Below are 17,803 nucleotides of genomic sequence, written 5' to 3'. Positions count from 1 at the left end.
TCACACACCTGCTGCTTTCTCGTCATGCCTGTTTGTCACAGGCGGGTTGTCCGTTTGTTCGGACAGACCGTCTTAGCGACGGGTGACGAAGGGGTTAGGGTAGCTGAAACCCTGGGTATAGAGAGACGGGGCGAACCAATAGGTTGAGTTGCTGCCTGGCATCTTTAAACTCCTGATTGCTTAACAAGTTACGTACCTTTAATGCGGGCTCAAATCCTTGAACGAACACTCGGTTCCATGGAGGCGCACTTGTCTTTGCTTCGGTTCCCTGGAGGCTTTCATCGTCATCCTGACGGGTGGCGAACCACGGGAGCTAATTTACCAGTCGGCGCCATAAATTCAACTTTTTTTGTGAGATGCGTCACATAATTTCTTTTCCACCAGCCAGCCCCCCTCGAACCTGATCATTGCCTGCCACAACCTTTCCCAGCAGCATAACCGACCCGAGATTTACGCTGTCTGCTCACATTTTTCTGCGATTGGCTGTATTATCGTTATCCACTTCCCGGGCCCGTTGACGGGGCCTCTCACTATTCCGTGCTGGTAAGGAGTCCTGACGTGGCACAACTGAGTTCCCTCTCTCCCACCCTGGTGTGGCATTTCTTCGAGAAAATCTGCTCCATCCCCCACCCCTCCAAGCACGAGCAGGCGCTCGCCAGCTGGATCACCGAGTGGGCCAGCGCCGAAGGGCTGGCGGTGAAGCAGGACAAGGTCGGCAACCTCTTCATCAAGAAGCCCGCTACCCCGGGCATGGAAAACCGCAAGCCGGTAGTGCTGCAGGCGCACCTCGACATGGTGCCCCAGGCCAACGCCGATACCCCGCACGATTTCACCAAGGACCCCATCGATGCCTACGTGGACGGTGAGTGGGTCACCGCCCGCGGTACCACCCTGGGCGCCGACAACGGCGTCGGCATGGCCGCCTGCCTGGCGGTGCTGGCCGACAAGAGCCTCAAGCACGGCCCGCTGGAGGTGCTGCTCACCTCCGACGAAGAGACCGGCATGACCGGCGCCTTCGGCCTCGAGGCCGGCTGGCTGGAGGGCGAGATCCTCATCAACACCGATTCCGAAGAGGACGGTGAAGTCTACATGGGCTGCGCCGGTGGCGTCGACGCCAACATCCGCTTCCCCCTCGAGCTGACCGCTGCCCCGGCGGGTGAGGCATTCGAGCTGCAGGTGAAGGGGCTGGTCGGTGGCCACTCCGGCGGCGATATCCACCGCGGCCGCGGCAACGCCAACAAGCTGCTGGTGCGCCTGCTCAAGGCCGCCCAGGCCCTGAATGTGGAGCTCGCCGGGATCCATGGCGGCACCCTGCGCAACGCCATCCCCCGTGAGGCCCGTGCCACCTTGGTGGTGCCGGGTGCCAACGTAGCCGAGTTCAAGGCCCTGGTCGATCGCTTCACCGGCATCTACCAGACCGAGCTGGCCGCCACCGAGCCGCACCTGACCCTCCTGCTGACCCAGACTGCCGCCCCCGCCAAGGTGATGAGCGCCTCCCTGCGCGATCGCCTGCTGGATGCCCTGATGGCCTGCCCGAACGGCGTAATGCGCATGAGTGACAGCATGACCGGCGTGGTCGAGACCTCCACTAACCTGGGCGTCATCAAGACCCTGGACGGGGAAGTGTACGTCCAGTGCCTGATCCGCTCCCTCATCGACTCGGGCCGCGACCAGATTGAGCAGATGACCCGCTCCCTGTTCACCCTGGCCGGCGCCAGCTGCGAGTTCACCGGCGCCTACCCGGGCTGGGCCCCGAACGTCAACTCCCCGGTGATGGAGCTGGTGCGCGGCACCTATGAGGAGCTGTTCGGCAGCCGCCCCAACATCATGGTGATCCACGCCGGCCTCGAGTGCGGTCTGTTCAAGAGCGCCTACCCAGAGTGGGACATGGTCTCCTTCGGCCCGACCATCCGCGGCGCCCACTCCCCGGACGAGAAGGTGCACATCGTCGCGGTCGAGCGCTTCTGGCAGCTGCTGACCCGCGTGCTGGAGCAGATCCCGGCCAAATAAACGGCACCAGCCATAAACAAGAAAGCCCCGCATCATGCGGGGCTTTTTTGTCATCGACGAGAACAGGTCATCGAATGCCGCGGGCTTCGCGGATCCACTCCCAGGCCTGCTGGATCTCCTGGGCCTTCTCCTTGGCCATCTCCATCATCTCGGGTGGCAGCCCCTTGGCGGCCAACTTGTCGGGGTGGTGCTTGCTCATCTCCTTGCGATAGGCACGCTTGATATCCTGATCGCTGTCACTCTCGTTCACCCCGAGCAGCTGATAAGCATCCTTGAGACGATCGGCTGACGGTGCTTCCTGACGATACTGTTGGCCACCCGCACCACCGCCCTGGTACTGGCCATGGGCGCGATTGAAGAAGTTCATCTGCGCTTCGGCCATGGCCAGGATCCGGGCCAGCTCGATACGGCTGAAGCCCAGCTCGTCGGCGATGGTGTGCAGAATGGCACGTTCCCCATCCTCGACCCGGCCATCGGCAAACGCGGCCTGCAACTGCACTTCCAGAAAGAAGCGCAGAATGTCCCGCTGCCCCTGGCTGGCACGACGAAACTCGGCCAGGGTCTCACGCAGCGGGAAACCGGCCTCCTTGCCCTGACGGAACGACTCCTGGGCGCGGGCTCGCAGCTCTCCTGCCAGTCGCATCCGGTCCATCAGATTGGAGGCCACCCGGATCTCCTGCTCGGTCACCTGACCACTGGACTTGGCAATGTGCCCCATGACGGCGAAGGTGGCATGAAAGAAGACCGCCTGCTGCTCCTGGGTCGGCCCGCGACGAAATGCACTTTGTAATCCCATGCCCCGATCGAAGCGGTGGCCAATCCAGAGGCCGATGAAGGCACCGATCAGGTGGCCGAGCAGAAAACCGAAGAAGGCGCCGAGCACCTTACCCCAAATACGCATGGTTCAAGACCTCTTGATGTTAATGAGCGCGAGCCAGAAGCAGATCATCCAGCTCGCGCAGTCGCGGGACTGTGCCTATGTCGTGCCACTCGCCGGCCAGCAGGCTGCCGCCCACTCGTCCTTGTGCCATCCACTCCCGCAGCAGGGGGGCCAGCTTGCGCGCACCGCTCGTCAGGCCGGAGAATGCTGCCGGATGATAGAGTCCGACGCCACTGAAGGTAAACCCGGGAATATCCAGCACCCGCCCCTCTTGCAGGGAAAAATCCCCCTGGGGATGCTGGGGGGGATTGGGTACCAGCCAGAGATGGGCCAGATCCTCACCCAGAGGCTGGGTCACCAGGGTACGGTAGTCCAGATCGAGCCAGGTATCCCCGTTGATCACCAGAAAGGAGTCGCTGCCCAGCAGCGGCAGTGCCTGCACTATGCCCCCTGCGGTCTCCAGCGCACTCTCCTCTGCCGACCAGTTGATGGTCACCCCGAACTGGCTGCCATCCCCCAGCACCTCCACCAGCCTGTGGCCGAGCCAGGCTGTGTTGATGACCAATTCGGTCACCCCCGCAGCTTTAAGCTTTTCGATATGATGCACGATGAGGGGCTTGCCCCCCACTACCAGCAGCGGCTTGGGCAGGGTATCGGTAAGCGGGCGCATCCGCTCGCCACGTCCTGCCGCCAGGATCATCGCCCTCATGCCTGCTCCTCTGCCACCCGGGCGAGTCCCGGCAGCACCACCTGCCGCAACCAGTCGCCAAAACGGGCGAGCACGGGCTCGCTGGCCCCGTGCAGCTGGCAGACATCCACCACATATCCCAGGGTACGGGGAATATCCTGGAGGTAACCTGACTTGCCATCCCGATGATAGAGTCGGGTGAAGATGCCGGCGGCTTTCAGGTGACGCTGCATGCCAGTGAGATCCGCATGGCGGCGGAAGCTGGCGTAATCGAGATCGCCGAGCAGCCCCGCCTGCTGCAGGGTCGCAAAACCATGGCGCATCCCCTGTTCGATCACTTCGTCCGGCCAGCGCACGTAGCAATCCTTGAGCAGGGAGACCAGATCATAGCTAAGGGGGCCGATGACCATGTCCTGAAAATCGATGATGGCAAGCTCGCTGGTATCGGGGGTATTGCCACCACATACCATCAGGTTGCGGCTGTGAAAATCCCGGTGCATCACTCCCTGCGGCTGGGCCAGGTTGCTGGCGGTCAGGCAGGCAAAGGTATCGTCGAGCAGCTGTTGTTCTGCCGCGCTCAGGGTCAGTTGAAGGTGGTGGCCCAGCAGCCACTCGGGGAAGATGCTGTTCTCCCTGGCCATAAAGGCGGCATCAAAGGGCTCCAAGTCCAGCTCAACAGCCCCAAGGCGGGGCAACAGCCCGATGGCCTTGTCATACCAGGCCAGTACGTTGTCGGTATTCAGACAGCCAATAAGCTGGGTATCCCCCAGATCGGTCACCGCCAGCAGACCGAGTTCATAGTCCACTGCCTTGACCTCGGGCGCCAGCAGCTGACGCGCACGCAAGGCCGCCGCATTGCGAACAAACTCATGATTTTTTTCGGTTTTTGGATTGGCATCCACCCAGATAAGACCACCGCCACGAAAGTAGCGGCGGAAACTGGCATCACCGGAAATAAGGGTAAGATGGAGGCTGGCATCACCGGAGAGTCGGCGTGCCCACTGCAGAAGCAGGGAATCGCGATCGTGCATAAGTCGAGGACCAAGGTGGAAAGCAGCACTTGGCTGTTAGCCCTGGCCGCAATAATGCTTTATCATTGCCGGCTAACATAAAGCAATGACATGCAATGTCAACTCGATGAAACCTGTCGTAAAATGCATGCCCTGGATCAACCGTACCTATCACGGATTGCACGAGTCTTTCACATGACAAAATGGACACTGGGATACCGCTATCCCATCGCCCTGACTATCAGCCTGGCACCGGCCCTGACCTCCATGATGGTGCAGGCGGCCCCGTTCAATCCGCCGCCTGCGACCGGTATTCTCGACAGCCTCTGCTATGACTATGTCCCCAAGGTCGAAAAGCCCTCTTCGGCGGAAGATGCCAATGCCCTGCCGGTCGAGGTCGACGCCGATCGCCTTGAGGCCAAGCAGGGCGGCACCGCCGTCTATGAAGGGGACGTCAAGGTGCGTCAGGGGGTTCGCAAGTTTGACTCCGACTATGCCCAACTCGATCAGAAGAGCCGGGATGTCATCGCCATCGGCAACATCTATTACAACGACGGTCAGGTGACCGTCACCAGCGACAAGACCCTCAAGTCCAACCTGGATACCAAAAATTCCGAACTGGAAGAGGGCAAGTATCAGGTTCATGGTTCACCGGTGCGCGGCTTTGCCAAACGGGTCACCATGACCAACAACAACCAGAACATCACCATGGAGGGGGCCCAGTACACTACCTGTCCCCCCGGTCAGGAGGTGTGGACCCTCAAGGCAGGCAGCATCGACATCGATCAGAAGGAGGTGTTCGGTGAAGCCTGGAACGCCAGCCTCTGGCTCTATGACTATCCGGTGTTCTATTTCCCGTACATCAACTTCCCCATCAAGGATGAACGCAAGACGGGTCTGCTCTATCCGGGCTACAAGCAGAGCTCCGGCAACGGCATGGAGATCACCCAGCCTTTCTACTGGAACATTGCCCCCAATTACGACGCCACCATCACCTCCCGCTTCATGGACAAGCGCGGCCTGATGGAACAGGTGGAATTCCGCTACATGCCGGACCCCGCCCACGTCGGCACTCTCTATTTCGAAAACCTGGCGGATGACAAGCAATACAGCCCGAGCAACCCCAGCCTGGCCGGTTTGTCTGACGGCCACCGCTATCTGCTGAACGTTCGCCACGGTTCCAGCCTGATGGACGGTTCCCTGCGCTTCGGGCTCGACTACACCAAGGTGCGGGACAGGGACTACAACTACTTCAACGACTTCGACCCGCTGGTAGGCACCCAGATTGATGATCAGTTGCAGCAATCCTTTACCGCCGGTTACTACCAGGAGAGCTGGAATCTCACTTCGGAAGTGCGCCGCTACCAGATCCTGAGCCCCTATGCGCTGCTGCCGCACGAGATGATGCCGCGCATCGACTACAACTACTACCAGCAGGGAAAGTGGTTCGATCTGGCCTGGAACAGCGAGCTGACCAAGTTTGGTTATGACCGCGGCAACGCCAGCGACTTCCAGAAAGGGGAGCGCTATACCGCGACCCGACTGCACCTGGCCCCAACCCTGACGGTTCCCTTGGTGGACGCGCCCGGTTACTACCTCACCAGCCAATACAAGCTGATGTTTACCTCCTACGACCAAGACGTTCCTGATACTTATAAACACCCTAACCCAAGGGGTAACACGGCATTGGATCGCGATGCCCGGTTGTATATGCAAGGGAACGAATCAGCACTGAAAGAGGGCACCATTACCCGCACCCTGCCGTCCTTCCGCCTCAAGGGGGGCCTCAATTTCGATCGCTCGGTCGACTGGTTTGACGGCAAGGGAACCCAAACTCTGGAACCCGAGTTCCAGTATCTCTACATCCCCTACGAGAACCAGGACGATATCGGGGTCTACGACTCCACTACTACCCGACAGGACTACTACAGCCTGTTCAGCGATCGCCGTTACGCCGGTCTCGACAGGATCAGCGATGCCAACCGGATCAGCGCTGGTCTCACCAGCCGGATCTATGACAACGTCGGGGATGAGCGGCTGCGTCTCTCCGTCGCCCAGGCGTTCGAGCTGACCTCTCCCAAGGTTCGTCTCTATTCCTCGGATCCCGAGAGCACCAACGCCCGTTCTCTGCTCTCCTTTGAGGGGGATGCCCGGATCACGGATCAGTGGTTCGCCCACGCTGGCGCCCAGTACGATACCGAGGAGGGAGCGTTCAGTTCAGGCAATGGTGCCGTGGAATACCGTCATGACAAGCTGGTAACCCAGCTCAACTACCGCTTTATTCAGGATGGCAACCGGGATTACCGCTACCCGACCAACGCCGCCCTGGCAGAGGACCTTAGCCAGGCAGGTCTGGTCATGATGGCGCCGATTGCCGATCAGTGGCAGGTTTACGGCGGCTACTATCGCGATATCAAGCAGGATGTGAACATTGACCGCAAGATCGGTGTCAAATACGACTCCTGCTGCTGGAGCATCAACCTGAGCCTGGAGTGGCACAACCAGCCTGACAACGTCACCCTGAGACCCACTTCGGAGAAATCGATCGGTCTGCAGTTCGAGATGAAGGGACTCGGCAGTGTCGGTACCGGTGGCCGCAGCGTCACGATGGATACCGAACTGTTGCCCTATGTTCGCCCGTTTAATCTGAAAGACCAGCAATGATGCTGGTCCAGCCTTGAGAGATGGATATGAAAAAGACCCTGATAGCCCTGCTGACCGCGGGAATGTTCGGCGCCATGAGCCAGGCCGCCATGGCTGCCCCCGAGCTGATGGACAAGGTTCTGGCCGTGGTCAACAAGGACGTGGTACTTGCCAGCCAACAGGATGCCCTGGTCAACAAGGTCAAAATCTCCGCCCAGGAGAGCGGCCAGTCTCTGCCTGACGACGCCACACTGCGCAAACAGGCGCTGGATCGCCTGATCCAGGAGAGCCTGCAACTGCAGTTGGCCGAACGCCAGGGCCTGAAGATCAGCGATACCCAGCTGGAACAAGCCATCCAGGGGATCGCCGCCGACAACAAGATGACCCTGGATCAGCTGCGTGCCCAGCTCGCGCGCGAAGGCATGAGCTATGCCCAGTACCGGGAAGAGGTACGCCGCGAGATCCTGATGAACGAGGTACGCCGCAACCAGGTGCGCCGTCGCATCAACATCTCCGAGCAGGAGGTGAAACAGGTAGTCGACATCCTGAAAAAACAGGGTCAGCAGCAGAACGAGTATCACCTCGGTCATATCCAGATTGCCCTGCCTGACAACCCTTCCGCAGCCCAGCTGGATGCCGCCAAGAGCAAGATCGAGGGCATTCTGGCCGCGCTCAAACAGGGGGCCGATTTCCGCAAGCTGGCCATTGCCGAGAGCAACGGCCCCAAGGCGCTGGAAGGAGGTGACTGGGGCTGGATGAGCCCGCAGGAGATGCCGACCCTGATGGCCGAAGCGGTTCAGGGCACGACCAAGGGAGACATAGTAGGCCCGCTGCGCTCCGGTGCCGGCCTGCACATTATCAAGGTATTCGACACCAAGGGTCAGCAGCAGGTGATGCAGACCGAGGTGAAAGCCCGTCACATCCTGATCAAGCCCTCCATCATTCTGAGCGAAGAGAAAGCCAAGGGCATGCTGGACGGCATTTTGCACGACATCAAGAGCGGCAAGGCGAGCTTCGCCAGCATGGCGGAGAAATACTCCGAAGACCCGGGCTCCGCAGTGCAGGGTGGTGAACTGGGCTGGTCTGATCCCAACGTCTATGTGCCGGAGTTCCGCGACATGGTGGGCCGCCTGCAACCGGGCCAGATCAGTGCCCCGTTCCGCAGCTCTCACGGCTGGCACATTGTCCAGCTGGAAGATCGTCGCAGCCAGGATGCCACCGACAAGGCCCAGGAACAGCGCGCCTATCAGCTGATCTACAACCGCCGCTTCGTGGAAGAGTCCCAGGCGTGGCTGGATGAGCTGCGTGATGAGGCTTACATCCAGATCGAAGGCGCCAGCAGCTGATGCGTTGTCGTCGCCTTGCCGTGACCCCGGGTGAACCGGCCGGGGTTGGTCCGGATCTTGTGTTGCAGATAGCCCAGCAGGATTGGCCCCACCAGCTGGTGGTGATCGCCGATCCGGCGCTGCTGCGTCAACGCGCCGCCCTGCTGGGTCTGTCCATCGAGCTTGAGCCCTACGATCCCGCCGCGCCCGCGCATCCACAGCGGGCCGGCACCCTGACCGTCAGCCCCGTCTCTCTCGGCGCCACCGTGGTGCCCGGAGAGCTCGACGAAGGCAACGGCGCCTATGTGCTGGCCACCCTGCAGCGCGCCTGCGACGGCAACATGAGCGGTGAGTTTGCCGCCGTGGTGACCGGACCCGTGCACAAGGGGATCATCAACCAGGCGGGCGTATCGTTTAGCGGCCACACCGAGTTTTTCGCCCAGCAATCCAACACCGCCGACGTGGTGATGCTGCTGGCAACCGAGGGGCTGCGGGTGGCGCTTGCAACCACTCACATCCCCCTGGCCTATGTGGCGAAGGCCATCACCGAGGATCGCCTCGGCAAGGTGATCCGTATCCTGGATGCGGATCTCAAGGCCAAGTTTGGCATCGCCAAACCGCGCATTTACGTCTGCGGCCTCAATCCCCACGCCGGGGAAGGGGGCCATCTCGGTCGTGAAGAAATTGACGTGATCGAACCCGCCCTGGCCACCTTGCGCCAGGAGGGAATCGATCTGGTCGGCCCATTGCCGGCCGACACCCTGTTCCAGGAGAAATACCTCAAGGATGCGGATGCGGTACTCGCCATGTACCACGACCAGGGACTGCCCGTGCTCAAATACAAGGGCTTCGGCAGTTCGGTCAATATCACCCTTGGACTCCCTTTCATCCGCACTTCGGTGGATCACGGCACCGCACTGGATCTGGCAGGCAAAGGCCTGGCCGATCCCGGTAGCCTTACCACCGCGATTAACCACGCCATCAAGATGGTAGAGAAAAAAAGATATGAGCAGTAAGGTGCACATGGGCCACACGGCCCGTAAGCGTTTCGGTCAGAACTTCTTGCACGATCGCTACGTGATCGACCAGATCGTGGCCGCCATCAATCCGCAGCCGGGCCAGAACCTGGTGGAGATCGGCCCGGGTCTGGCCGCGCTGACCGAGCCGGTTGCCGCCCAGATGGACAAGATGACCGTGGTCGAGCTGGACCGGGATCTGGCGGCCCGCCTGCGCGAGCACCCGACACTGAAGGACAAGCTCACCGTCATCGAAGCCGACGCCATGCGTTTTGACTTCAGCACCCTGATGGGAGAAGGCAAGGGGCCGCTGCGCATCTTTGGCAACCTGCCCTACAACATCTCCACCCCGCTCATCTTCCACCTGTGCGAGTTCGCCGATCGGGTGGAGGACATGCACTTCATGCTGCAAAAGGAAGTGGTACTGCGTCTGGCCGCCGGTCCCGGCAGCAAGGCCTATGGCCGTTTGAGCGTGATGACCCAGTACTACTGCCAGGTCATCCCGGTGCTGGAAGTGGGCCCGGGCGCCTTCAAGCCGGCCCCCAAGGTGGACTCCGCCGTGGTGCGTCTGGTGCCGCACAAGAACCCGACCATCGTCGCCAAGGATATCCGTTGCCTGAATCGCGTCTGCACCGAGGGCTTCGGCCAGCGTCGCAAGACCATTCGCAACAGCTTCTCCAACTTCATCACCGACGCCCAGCTGACCGAGCTTGGCATCGATGGCAACCTGCGCCCCGAGAACCTCACCCTGGAGCAATTTGTCATGATCGCCAACTGGCTGGCGGATCAGCCAAAGGCCTGATCCCGTGACCACCCCGCGCATTGTGATCCGCCCCTACCCCAGTTATGTGGCGGACTCCAAAGACCCATATCAGTTTCACTATCTCATTGAAATCGAGAATCTGGGTCCCGGCCCGGTGCAATTGCTGCACCGGCGTTGGCTCATTACGGATGCCAATGGCAAGATGCTGGAAGTCGAAGGTCCGGGCGTGGTGGGGGAACAACCCGTGATCGCCGAAGGGGAGACCTACCGCTACCAGAGCGGCGTCCCGCTGGCGACCCCGCTCGGGGTGATGGAAGGACGTTATACCCTGCAAGATGGCTCTGGTCAGCAATTTGAGGCGCCCATCGCCCCCTTCACGCTGGCCATCCCCAATATTATCAACTGAGGTTTCATGGCGAACTGTTTTGTCGGCGATATCCAGGGCTGCTACGACGACTTGCGCCGTCTGCTGGATCTGGCCGAGTTCGATCCCGCGCATGACGTACTCTGGCTCTGTGGCGACCTGGTCGCCCGCGGCCCCGACTCCCTCAACACCCTGCGCTTCGTCAAGGGACTGGGCAACCGCGCCGTCACCGTGCTCGGCAACCACGATCTGCACCTGCTGGCTGTCGCCAACGGCGTCGCACCGCTCAAGAAAAGAGACCGGTTGCAGAGCCTGATGGAGGCGCCGGATCGGGACGAACTGCTGGAGTGGCTGCGCCACCGGCCGCTCCTGGCGGAACACCCAGATCTGCCGATCATGATGGTGCATGCCGGCATCTCGCCGGCCTGGGATGCCCGCACCGCCCGCAACTGTGCCCGCGAGGTGGAGAGCCTGCTGCGCGGTGACCAGTACAGCTGGCTGCTGCACAACATGTATGGCGACCAGCCAGACTGCTGGCGGGACGATCTGGTCGGGATCGACCGCTACCGCTACATCATCAACACCTTCACCCGGATGCGCTTTTGCTACTTCGACGGCCGGCTCGACTTCAAATGCAAGAAGGGTCCCAGCGAATCGACCCCGGGCCTGCGCCCCTGGTTCGAGCAGCGCGAGCACCATGTGGATGATCCCATCCTGGTGTTCGGCCACTGGGCAGCCCTGATGGGCAAGACCGACAAGCAGGATATCAAGGCGCTGGATACTGGCTGCGTCTGGGGCAACAGCCTCACCCTGTGGCGCTACGAGGATGATGCCCTGATCGCTACCCCCTGCCCGGTGCATGCGAGCTGATCGCAGCCCATACTGGCTGCATGAAAAAGCCCGACTGATAGTCGGGCTTTTTATTGTCAGGCGGGTTACAACTTGCGCCCCAGCCGTTTCTCTATCTGGCGCCGCTCCCACTCCGGGCCGAACAACTTGAAGGGCTGGAACAGGTTGATGGCGTGAGAGATCAGTCCCAGCCCCCAGCCCAGCGCCGCCCACCAGGCCCAGATATAACCCGGGTTGCTCAGGTAGTTGATGACAAACAGCCCGCCGATCACCACCAGATAGCTGGCGATGTGGTAGTAGAAGCCTCTGAGATCCTCCACATAGCTCATCGCCGCCCGCTCCTCGGCCGATACCTGCCCCCAATCCCGTTTCCTCGTCTCGCTGCCTTTCATCTCGTGCTCCTGTTGCTGTACTCCATCCAGTTGAGCCACATCGAGTTCAAAGACGGCGGCCAGGGCCTTGAGGGATTCCAGTCCGGGCTGCTGCCCCTGCTCAATCCGCTGGATGGTGCGGACACTCAAGCCGGAGAAGGTCGCCAACTGCTCCTGTGACCAGCCCCGCTGCAATCTCAACTTCCTGACGATCATCTTGCACTCCTTGTGGTGATTGACGGGGCCAGCATAGGGTCAACATCGGGCAAGGTGAGACGACAGCAAGCCGACATAAACCTGACAACCTTTTAAAATCATAATGTTAACTACAGGCCATGGAAACAGGTGTCGCCTGCGGCTGACAAGCACCAGCCGCAAACTGCCTGGCTTACAGACTCTTCATCAACTCGGCGGCGATCTCGAAGGAGCGCAGCCGCGCCTGATGATCGACGATAGGGCCGTTGAACATCAGCTCGTCGGCCCGGGTTTCCACCAGCAGCGACTTGAGGCCATGACGCACCTGTTCCTGATCCCCTACCAGGGAGCGGGCCAGGGTCTGTTCCATGGCCATCAGCTCGCGGGGTGACCAGGTATCACCCAGTGACTGGACAGGGGCAGGCAACTTGCCGGCATCACCGCGATAGAGGCGCAGGAATTGCTGCTGCACCGTAGTGAACTGGAAGCGGGCCTCCCGCTCGCTGTCGGCGGCGATCATGTTGACGCACACCACCGCATAGGGCTTGGGCCAGCGGGCCGAGGGGCGATACTGGGTGCGGTAAATCTCCAGCGCCTGCAGCAGTAACGCGGGGGCGAAGTGAGAGGCAAAACCAAACGGCAACCCCATGGCCGCCGCCAGCTGGGCACTGTAGAGACTCGAACCCAGCAACCAGACCGGCAGATGTAATCCCTGGCCGGGTACCGCCTGCACCGCTCCCACCTCGTCGCCAAAATAGTCCATCAGCTCGCGCACATCTGCCGGAAAATCATCCACTTCCCCGCTGCGCTGGCGGCGCAGTGCCTGCATGGTGCGCTGATCGGTGCCCGGTGCGCGCCCAAGGCCCAGATCGATTCGATCCGGATAGAGGGAGGCGAGCGTGCCAAACTGCTCGGCGATCACCAGCGGCGAGTGATTCGGCAGCATGATGCCACCCGCCCCTATCCTCAGGGTGCGGGTCGCTCCCGCCAGATGGCCGATCAGCACCGCAGTGGCGGCACTGGCGATGCCCGGCATGTTGTGATGCTCGGCCAGCCAGTAGCGGTGGTAACCCCAGCGCTCGGCATGTTGCGCCAGATCGCGCGAGCGGTGGAACGACTCGGCTGGCTGGGAGCCTTCAGGAACCGGCACCAGATCGAGCACGGAAAAGGGGATGGCAGACATGGGTCACTCCATTGATTCACAGACCAATAACAAGTGGGGCAATGTAGCATGAGATACCTGAATGAATCACCCTACAAACCGGTTTCTGTCAGATGCAGAACAAGAGCCAGGACATCCACCTAAAGCGGATGCTGCGACTAATGATGAATAGGTTGAAATCATTACTGTTTTTTTAGTCATTTTATTGCCAGAGCCTGTAAATAATTCTGTGTAACTGCCCACTCCATTACAGGTGACCGTTCAGACGATCACCGAACTCGATAATAAAGCGATTCAGGGCAAGCTTCCAATTCTGGATTGGCATGGTCCATTTCTTTGAAGCCTGCTGTATCGCGAGGTACGCCACTTTTAGCGCCGAGTCGTCGGTCGGGAAGAGCTTCCTTTGCTTGGTCGCCTTGCGCAGCACGCTGTTCAGCGACTCGATAGCATTGGTGGTGTAGATCACCTTCCGGATGGCGGGGGGATACTCGAACAGTGTGATCAGATTATCCCAGTTGCCCTGCCAGGAGCGCGTTATCTGCGGGTACTGGCTATCCCAGCGCTCGCCGAAGGCCGCCAGCGCCTGCTGAGCCTCACGTTCCGTCGCAGACTGGTAGATCTGCTTCAGATCCGCCGTCACCGCCTTGTAGTCCTTCCAGGAGACATAGCGCAGCGAGTTGCGCACCATGTGGACGATACACAGTTGCACCTTGGTCTGGGGATACTCCACAGCAATCGCATCAGGGAAGCCCTTGAGACCGTCCACACACGCAATCAGGATGTCTTCCAAGCCGCGATTCTTCAGCTCGGTCAGGACCGACAGCCAGAACTTTGCCCCTTCGGTCTCGGCCAGCCACAGGCCCAGCAGCTCCTTGTGCCCCTCCATATTGATGCCCAGTGCCAGATAGAGCGACTTGTTGATCACCCTCTGGTTCGCGCGGATCTTCAGCACAATGCAGTCCAGATAAACGATGGGATAGAGCGGATCCAGCGGCCGGTTTTGCCATTCGTGGACCTGCTCGATGACACGTTCGGTCACCTTCGATACCAGCCCCGCCGAGATGTCGGCGTCATACATCTCTTTGAATGCGTCAACGATATCCCGCGTGCTCAAGCCCTTGGCGTAGAGGGCGAGGATCTGGTCGTCCATCTGGGTCAGGCGGGACTGGCCCTTGCGGACGAACTGAGGTTCGAAGGACGAGTTACGGTCACGAGGCGCCTGGATAGTGACCTCTCCGTGCTGCCCTTTTAGGCGTTTGGCGGAATAGCCATTGCGATTGTTGCCGGTCCCGCGGCCTTGTGGGGCGTGTTTCTCGTAGCCCAGATGTTCGTCCATCTCGGCATTGAGCGCGGTCTCGACGGTGAGCTTGATCAGCTGTTGGGTGAGGGTGCCGAGATCTTTTTCAGACTTGATGTCTTTGGCCAGCTCAGCGGCCAGTGCTTTGAGTTTGTCTTGGTCCATTTGCTTACCCACGAAGGTATCCTTTTGAAAAAGTTACTTATTCGTGGGCGGTTACACAATTGGATTTACAGGCTCTATTGCCACACTGCTGACTGATCTTTTCTGCAACCGCACGTGTGACAAGGATGTGTCCATGACAACTGCCAGGCCTGGTCGTAAACCCTTCTATGTTCATATCGCCACCCTCTTTATCTTGCTGTTTACCTTTCTGGGAGGGGCGCTTATCACGCTTCAGTTCCAGCAGGATACCCAGCAAGGGCTCGAGCATGAGCGACAGAATTTTTTGCAATACCGGGAGCAGCTTGCCCTGGCCTTGCAGTTGAACGAACGTCCCGCCCGCATGTCCCTCAGCCTGCTGCGCACAGGCCGGCTGGCGGGCATGGAGAGCCTGGATGAACGGCTCGGTTACCTGCCGCAGTTGATCGAGGTGCTGGCAAACAGCGCCAGCTATGGTGCCGTCTACGCAGGCTATGAAAACGGCGATTTTTTTCTGGTACGCAAGCTGACCAGTCGGGCCAGAACGCAGCTGGAAAATGTTCCCCTCGCCAGCACCCTGATGGTGCAGAGCCTGCATCAGGGCAAGGGGGAATTCCTCTACTTTGACCAGCATCTGACGCTGCTCGAGCGCCGGGCCATGCCGCAATACCAGTACGATCCCCGTAGTCGTGACTGGTACAAGCAAGCGCGTCGCCATCCAGGCATTGCCGTCACCCACCCCTATCTTTTCTTCACCACCAAGGAACCCGGAATGACCCTGGCGGTGGAGAGCAAGGACAAACGCGCCGTGCTTGGGCTCGATACCAGCGTCGAGGGACTGTCGGCCCTCATCGGTGAGCTGCGCCTGCCACAACATAGCCAGGTGGTTCTGTTTGATGATCATGCCACCCTGCTGGCCGCCGATCCCAAGGATCTGCCCAGCTTCGAGCAGTTAAAACAGCTGCCCATGCTGTCGGCCCTCGCTCACCCCGCCCTGGCACGGTTGCAGCAGCAGATCACCGGTGAGCCCGGGCTGCTGGACACCCCGGTGGAGCTGGATATCAGCCTGCCTGACGGCAACAGCTGGCTGGCCAACCTGGCCCCCCTCGGCGAGGGCTCGCCTTTCTATATTGCCCTACTGGTCTCGACCGATGTGCTCTACCAGCAGGCGCGCGACGCGGCACTGGTCAATCTGGCCCGCACCCTGATCGGTTTGCTGTTGCTGCTGCCGGTGATCTGGTGGGTATCCCGCCGCACCGCCACCCCGCTGCAAGCCCTGACCCGGGAGGCGGAGCGGATCCAGCATTTCGATTTTACGGCCAGCAAGGAGCCCGAATCGGCGATCCGCGAGATCGATGATCTGGCCCGTACCATGTCCGGCATGCGCCTGACCCTGGGCAACTTCATGAACATGGGTCGGGCACTGGCTGCCGAGCATCGCTTCGACTCCCTGATCAGCCGCATCCTGCACGAGACCACGTCAGCGGTACAGGCTACAGGAGGCTGCCTCTATCTGGCGCAAGATCAGCAGATGGTGGCGGTCAATGCGCGCTGGTTGCAGGGCGACTTGCCAATCGAACAGGTACCCTGGCAACCGGCACTGTTCGGGACTCAGGTCGCCGCCAACCGGCTCTCCGTCGGCATCGACCAAACGGGCTGGCAGCAATACATGAGCAGCTGGGGCTCCTTCCCCGGCCCCAGTGAACTGGTCGCCGAGCCCCTGCGCAATCACCGCCAGGAGTTGATCGGTTACCTGTTTCTGATCCTGCCCGAGTGCTCGCCACGGGAACTGGTCTCGCGGATCAGCCTGATCGAAGCGCTGGCAGGGACTTCCGCCTCCGCCATCGAGAACCAGCGCCTGCTGGAAGAGCAGAAGCAACTTCTGGAGTCCTTCATCGAGCTGATGGCGGGCGCCATCGACGCCAAGAGCCCCTATACCGGTGGTCACTGCCAACGCGTGCCCGAGCTGACCAAGATGCTGACCGAGGCGGCCTGCGCCCAGCGACAGGGCCCGTTTGCCGATTTCAGTCTCAATGAGGAGGAGTGGGAAGCCATCCATATCGCAAGCTGGCTGCACGATTGCGGCAAGGTCACCACCCCGGAGTTCGTGGTCGACAAGGCCACCAAGCTGGAGACCATCTACGACCGGATCCACGAGATACGCACCCGTTTCGAGGTAGTCAAGCGCGATGCCTATATTGAGGCCCTCTCCACCAGGCTGCCGGAATCCGAGCGGATCGCCTGCCGCGAAGCGGTGGCTCCGCGTTGGTCGGAACTGGACGAGGAGTTTGCGTTCGTGGCCGAATGCAATCTGGGTGGCGAGTGGATGGCCCCCGAGAAGATTGAGCGGCTCGACGCCATCGCCAGCCGCACCTGGCTGCGCACCCTGGACGATCGGCTCGGCATCAGCCGCGAGGAGCTCAAGTTGCATCAAAGCGAGCCGGCGTCGACCCTGCCTTGTGTTGAGCAGCTGTTGGCCGACAAACCCTCCCATCTTATTCCGCGGCCCCAGCAGGACAGGTTTGACGATGGCAATCCCTGGGGGTTCAAGGTCAAGGTGCCCAAACATCTCTACAACCGCGGGGAGCGCTACAACCTGGCCATCGGCCGCGGCACCCTCACCGAGGAGGAACGCTACAAGATCAACGAGCACATCATCCAGACCATCCGCATGCTGGAGCACCTCCCCTTCCCGCGCCATCTGCGCAGCGTGCCGGAAATTGCCGGCGGCCATCATGAGCGGATGGATGGCAAGGGATACCCGCGCCAGTTGCTGGGGGAACAGATGAGCATCCCGGCCCGCATCATGGCCATCGCCGACATCTTCGAGGCGCTGACCGCAAGCGATCGCCCCTACAAATCGGGCAAGACGGTCTCCCAGTCCCTGGCCATCATGCAGAACATGGTGCGAGAACAGCATATCGATCCGGCCCTGTTTACCCTGTTCGTCAGCAGCGGTATCTGGCGCGACTATGCCAAGCGCTTCCTGACCCCGGAACAGCTGGACGAAGTGGATCAGGAGATACTGCTGGCCAGCTAGTTGCCACCACGACATTGAAAAGGGGCCCACGGGCCCCTGCTTCTCTTGG

The 17,803-nt window shown here is 60.7% G+C and carries 14 protein-coding genes; 8 read left to right on the top strand and 6 right to left on the bottom strand.

Annotation, left to right across the window (positions count from 1 at the left end):
* Window positions 1-558: 558 nt before the first annotated feature.
* Window positions 559-2,010 carry an aminoacyl-histidine dipeptidase gene (locus MRK42_RS04130; protein WP_354688910.1) on the top strand — a complete coding sequence of 484 codons (1,452 nt, stop codon included), beginning with the start codon at window positions 559-561 and terminating at the stop codon, window positions 2,008-2,010.
* 67 nt (window positions 2,011-2,077) lie between these two features.
* On the opposite strand, the gene djlA is transcribed toward MRK42_RS04130, so the two are convergent.
* The 3 genes from djlA to MRK42_RS04115 are packed head-to-tail and all read right to left on the bottom strand — an operon-like array spanning window position 2,078 to window position 4,609.
* The gene (gene djlA, locus MRK42_RS04125; protein ID WP_354688909.1) at window positions 2,078-2,911 is read right to left on the bottom strand and encodes a co-chaperone DjlA; all 834 of its coding nucleotides are present in this window, start codon (window positions 2,909-2,911) and stop codon (window positions 2,078-2,080) included.
* A gap of 19 nt (window positions 2,912-2,930) precedes the next feature.
* The gene (murU, locus tag MRK42_RS04120) at window positions 2,931-3,599 is read right to left on the bottom strand and encodes an N-acetylmuramate alpha-1-phosphate uridylyltransferase MurU (RefSeq protein WP_354688908.1); all 669 of its coding nucleotides are present in this window, start codon (window positions 3,597-3,599) and stop codon (window positions 2,931-2,933) included.
* The gene (locus tag MRK42_RS04115; RefSeq protein WP_354688907.1) at window positions 3,596-4,609 is read right to left on the bottom strand and encodes a phosphotransferase; all 1,014 of its coding nucleotides are present in this window, start codon (window positions 4,607-4,609) and stop codon (window positions 3,596-3,598) included. Before MRK42_RS04115 ends, murU begins: the two co-directional genes overlap by 4 nt.
* Before the next feature lie 174 nt (window positions 4,610-4,783).
* Between MRK42_RS04115 and lptD the strand changes: the two genes are divergently transcribed.
* The 6 genes from lptD to MRK42_RS04085 are packed head-to-tail and all read left to right on the top strand — an operon-like array spanning window position 4,784 to window position 11,569.
* Entirely contained in the window at window positions 4,784-7,252 is a 2,469-nt protein-coding gene (gene lptD / locus MRK42_RS04110) for an LPS assembly protein LptD (RefSeq protein WP_354688906.1), read from the top strand.
* 26 nt (window positions 7,253-7,278) lie between these two features.
* Window positions 7,279-8,577 carry a peptidylprolyl isomerase SurA gene (gene surA, locus MRK42_RS04105; RefSeq protein WP_354688905.1) on the top strand — a complete coding sequence of 433 codons (1,299 nt, stop codon included), beginning with the start codon at window positions 7,279-7,281 and terminating at the stop codon, window positions 8,575-8,577.
* Window positions 8,577-9,572: a 4-hydroxythreonine-4-phosphate dehydrogenase PdxA gene (pdxA, locus tag MRK42_RS04100; RefSeq protein ID WP_354688904.1), complete on the top strand. Its 996-nt coding sequence runs from the start codon at window positions 8,577-8,579 to the stop codon at window positions 9,570-9,572. Before surA ends, pdxA begins: the two co-directional genes overlap by 1 nt.
* Complete coding sequence (rsmA, locus tag MRK42_RS04095; RefSeq protein WP_042070113.1) at window positions 9,562-10,374, top strand: 16S rRNA (adenine(1518)-N(6)/adenine(1519)-N(6))-dimethyltransferase RsmA; 813 nt, start codon at window positions 9,562-9,564, stop codon at window positions 10,372-10,374. The genes pdxA and rsmA overlap by 11 nt, the downstream gene beginning before the upstream one ends.
* Window positions 10,375-10,378: 4 nt before the next feature.
* Window positions 10,379-10,741, top strand: a complete 363-nt coding sequence (apaG, locus tag MRK42_RS04090) for a Co2+/Mg2+ efflux protein ApaG (RefSeq protein ID WP_026458356.1) — start codon at window positions 10,379-10,381, stop codon at window positions 10,739-10,741.
* A gap of 6 nt (window positions 10,742-10,747) precedes the next feature.
* Window positions 10,748-11,569: a symmetrical bis(5'-nucleosyl)-tetraphosphatase gene (locus MRK42_RS04085; protein WP_042070114.1), complete on the top strand. Its 822-nt coding sequence runs from the start codon at window positions 10,748-10,750 to the stop codon at window positions 11,567-11,569.
* Window positions 11,570-11,634: 65 nt separating this feature from the next.
* On the opposite strand, the gene MRK42_RS04080 is transcribed toward MRK42_RS04085, so the two are convergent.
* The 3 genes from MRK42_RS04080 to MRK42_RS04070 form a co-directional block, all read right to left on the bottom strand.
* A complete protein-coding gene (locus tag MRK42_RS04080) occupies window positions 11,635-12,135 on the bottom strand; it encodes a 2TM domain-containing protein (protein WP_338611791.1) in 501 nt (166 codons plus the stop codon).
* A gap of 172 nt (window positions 12,136-12,307) precedes the next feature.
* On the bottom strand, window positions 12,308-13,297 hold the full coding sequence (locus MRK42_RS04075) for a luciferase-like monooxygenase (protein WP_338611790.1): 990 nt from the start codon (window positions 13,295-13,297) through the stop codon (window positions 12,308-12,310).
* Between the two features lie 226 nt (window positions 13,298-13,523).
* Window positions 13,524-14,738 carry an IS256 family transposase gene (locus MRK42_RS04070; RefSeq protein ID WP_042657696.1) on the bottom strand — a complete coding sequence of 405 codons (1,215 nt, stop codon included), beginning with the start codon at window positions 14,736-14,738 and terminating at the stop codon, window positions 13,524-13,526.
* Window positions 14,739-14,871: 133 nt separating this feature from the next.
* Here MRK42_RS04070 and MRK42_RS04065 point away from each other — a divergent pair, with 133 nt between their 5' ends.
* Window positions 14,872-17,754: an HD domain-containing phosphohydrolase gene (locus MRK42_RS04065; RefSeq protein ID WP_338611789.1), complete on the top strand. Its 2,883-nt coding sequence runs from the start codon at window positions 14,872-14,874 to the stop codon at window positions 17,752-17,754.
* Window positions 17,755-17,803 lie beyond the last annotated feature (49 nt).

Source organism: Aeromonas sp. 19NY04SH05-1 (assembly GCF_040581895.1).
Classification (GTDB): Bacteria; Pseudomonadota; Gammaproteobacteria; order Enterobacterales; family Aeromonadaceae; genus Aeromonas; species Aeromonas enteropelogenes.
This window is presented reverse-complemented; position numbering and strand designations above follow the sequence as displayed.

What these genes read in the sequence shown, in the direction of transcription:
- MRK42_RS04075 (WP_338611790.1), bottom strand. Translation starts at nt 13,297, where the DNA reads ATGTCTGCCATCCCCTTTTCCGTGCTCGATCTGGTGCCGGTTCCTGAA.
- djlA (WP_354688909.1), bottom strand. Translation starts at nt 2,911, where the DNA reads ATGCGTATTTGGGGTAAGGTGCTCGGCGCCTTCTTCGGTTTTCTGCTC.
- MRK42_RS04080 (WP_338611791.1), bottom strand. Translation starts at nt 12,135, where the DNA reads ATGATCGTCAGGAAGTTGAGATTGCAGCGGGGCTGGTCACAGGAGCAG.
- murU (WP_354688908.1), bottom strand. Translation starts at nt 3,599, where the DNA reads ATGAGGGCGATGATCCTGGCGGCAGGACGTGGCGAGCGGATGCGCCCG.
- lptD (WP_354688906.1), top strand. Translation starts at nt 4,784, where the DNA reads ATGACAAAATGGACACTGGGATACCGCTATCCCATCGCCCTGACTATC.
- pdxA (WP_354688904.1), top strand. Translation starts at nt 8,577, where the DNA reads ATGCGTTGTCGTCGCCTTGCCGTGACCCCGGGTGAACCGGCCGGGGTT.
- MRK42_RS04070 (WP_042657696.1), bottom strand. Translation starts at nt 14,738, where the DNA reads ATGGACCAAGACAAACTCAAAGCACTGGCCGCTGAGCTGGCCAAAGAC.
- MRK42_RS04115 (WP_354688907.1), bottom strand. Translation starts at nt 4,609, where the DNA reads ATGCACGATCGCGATTCCCTGCTTCTGCAGTGGGCACGCCGACTCTCC.
- surA (WP_354688905.1), top strand. Translation starts at nt 7,279, where the DNA reads ATGAAAAAGACCCTGATAGCCCTGCTGACCGCGGGAATGTTCGGCGCC.
- MRK42_RS04085 (WP_042070114.1), top strand. Translation starts at nt 10,748, where the DNA reads ATGGCGAACTGTTTTGTCGGCGATATCCAGGGCTGCTACGACGACTTG.
- rsmA (WP_042070113.1), top strand. Translation starts at nt 9,562, where the DNA reads ATGAGCAGTAAGGTGCACATGGGCCACACGGCCCGTAAGCGTTTCGGT.
- MRK42_RS04065 (WP_338611789.1), top strand. Translation starts at nt 14,872, where the DNA reads ATGACAACTGCCAGGCCTGGTCGTAAACCCTTCTATGTTCATATCGCC.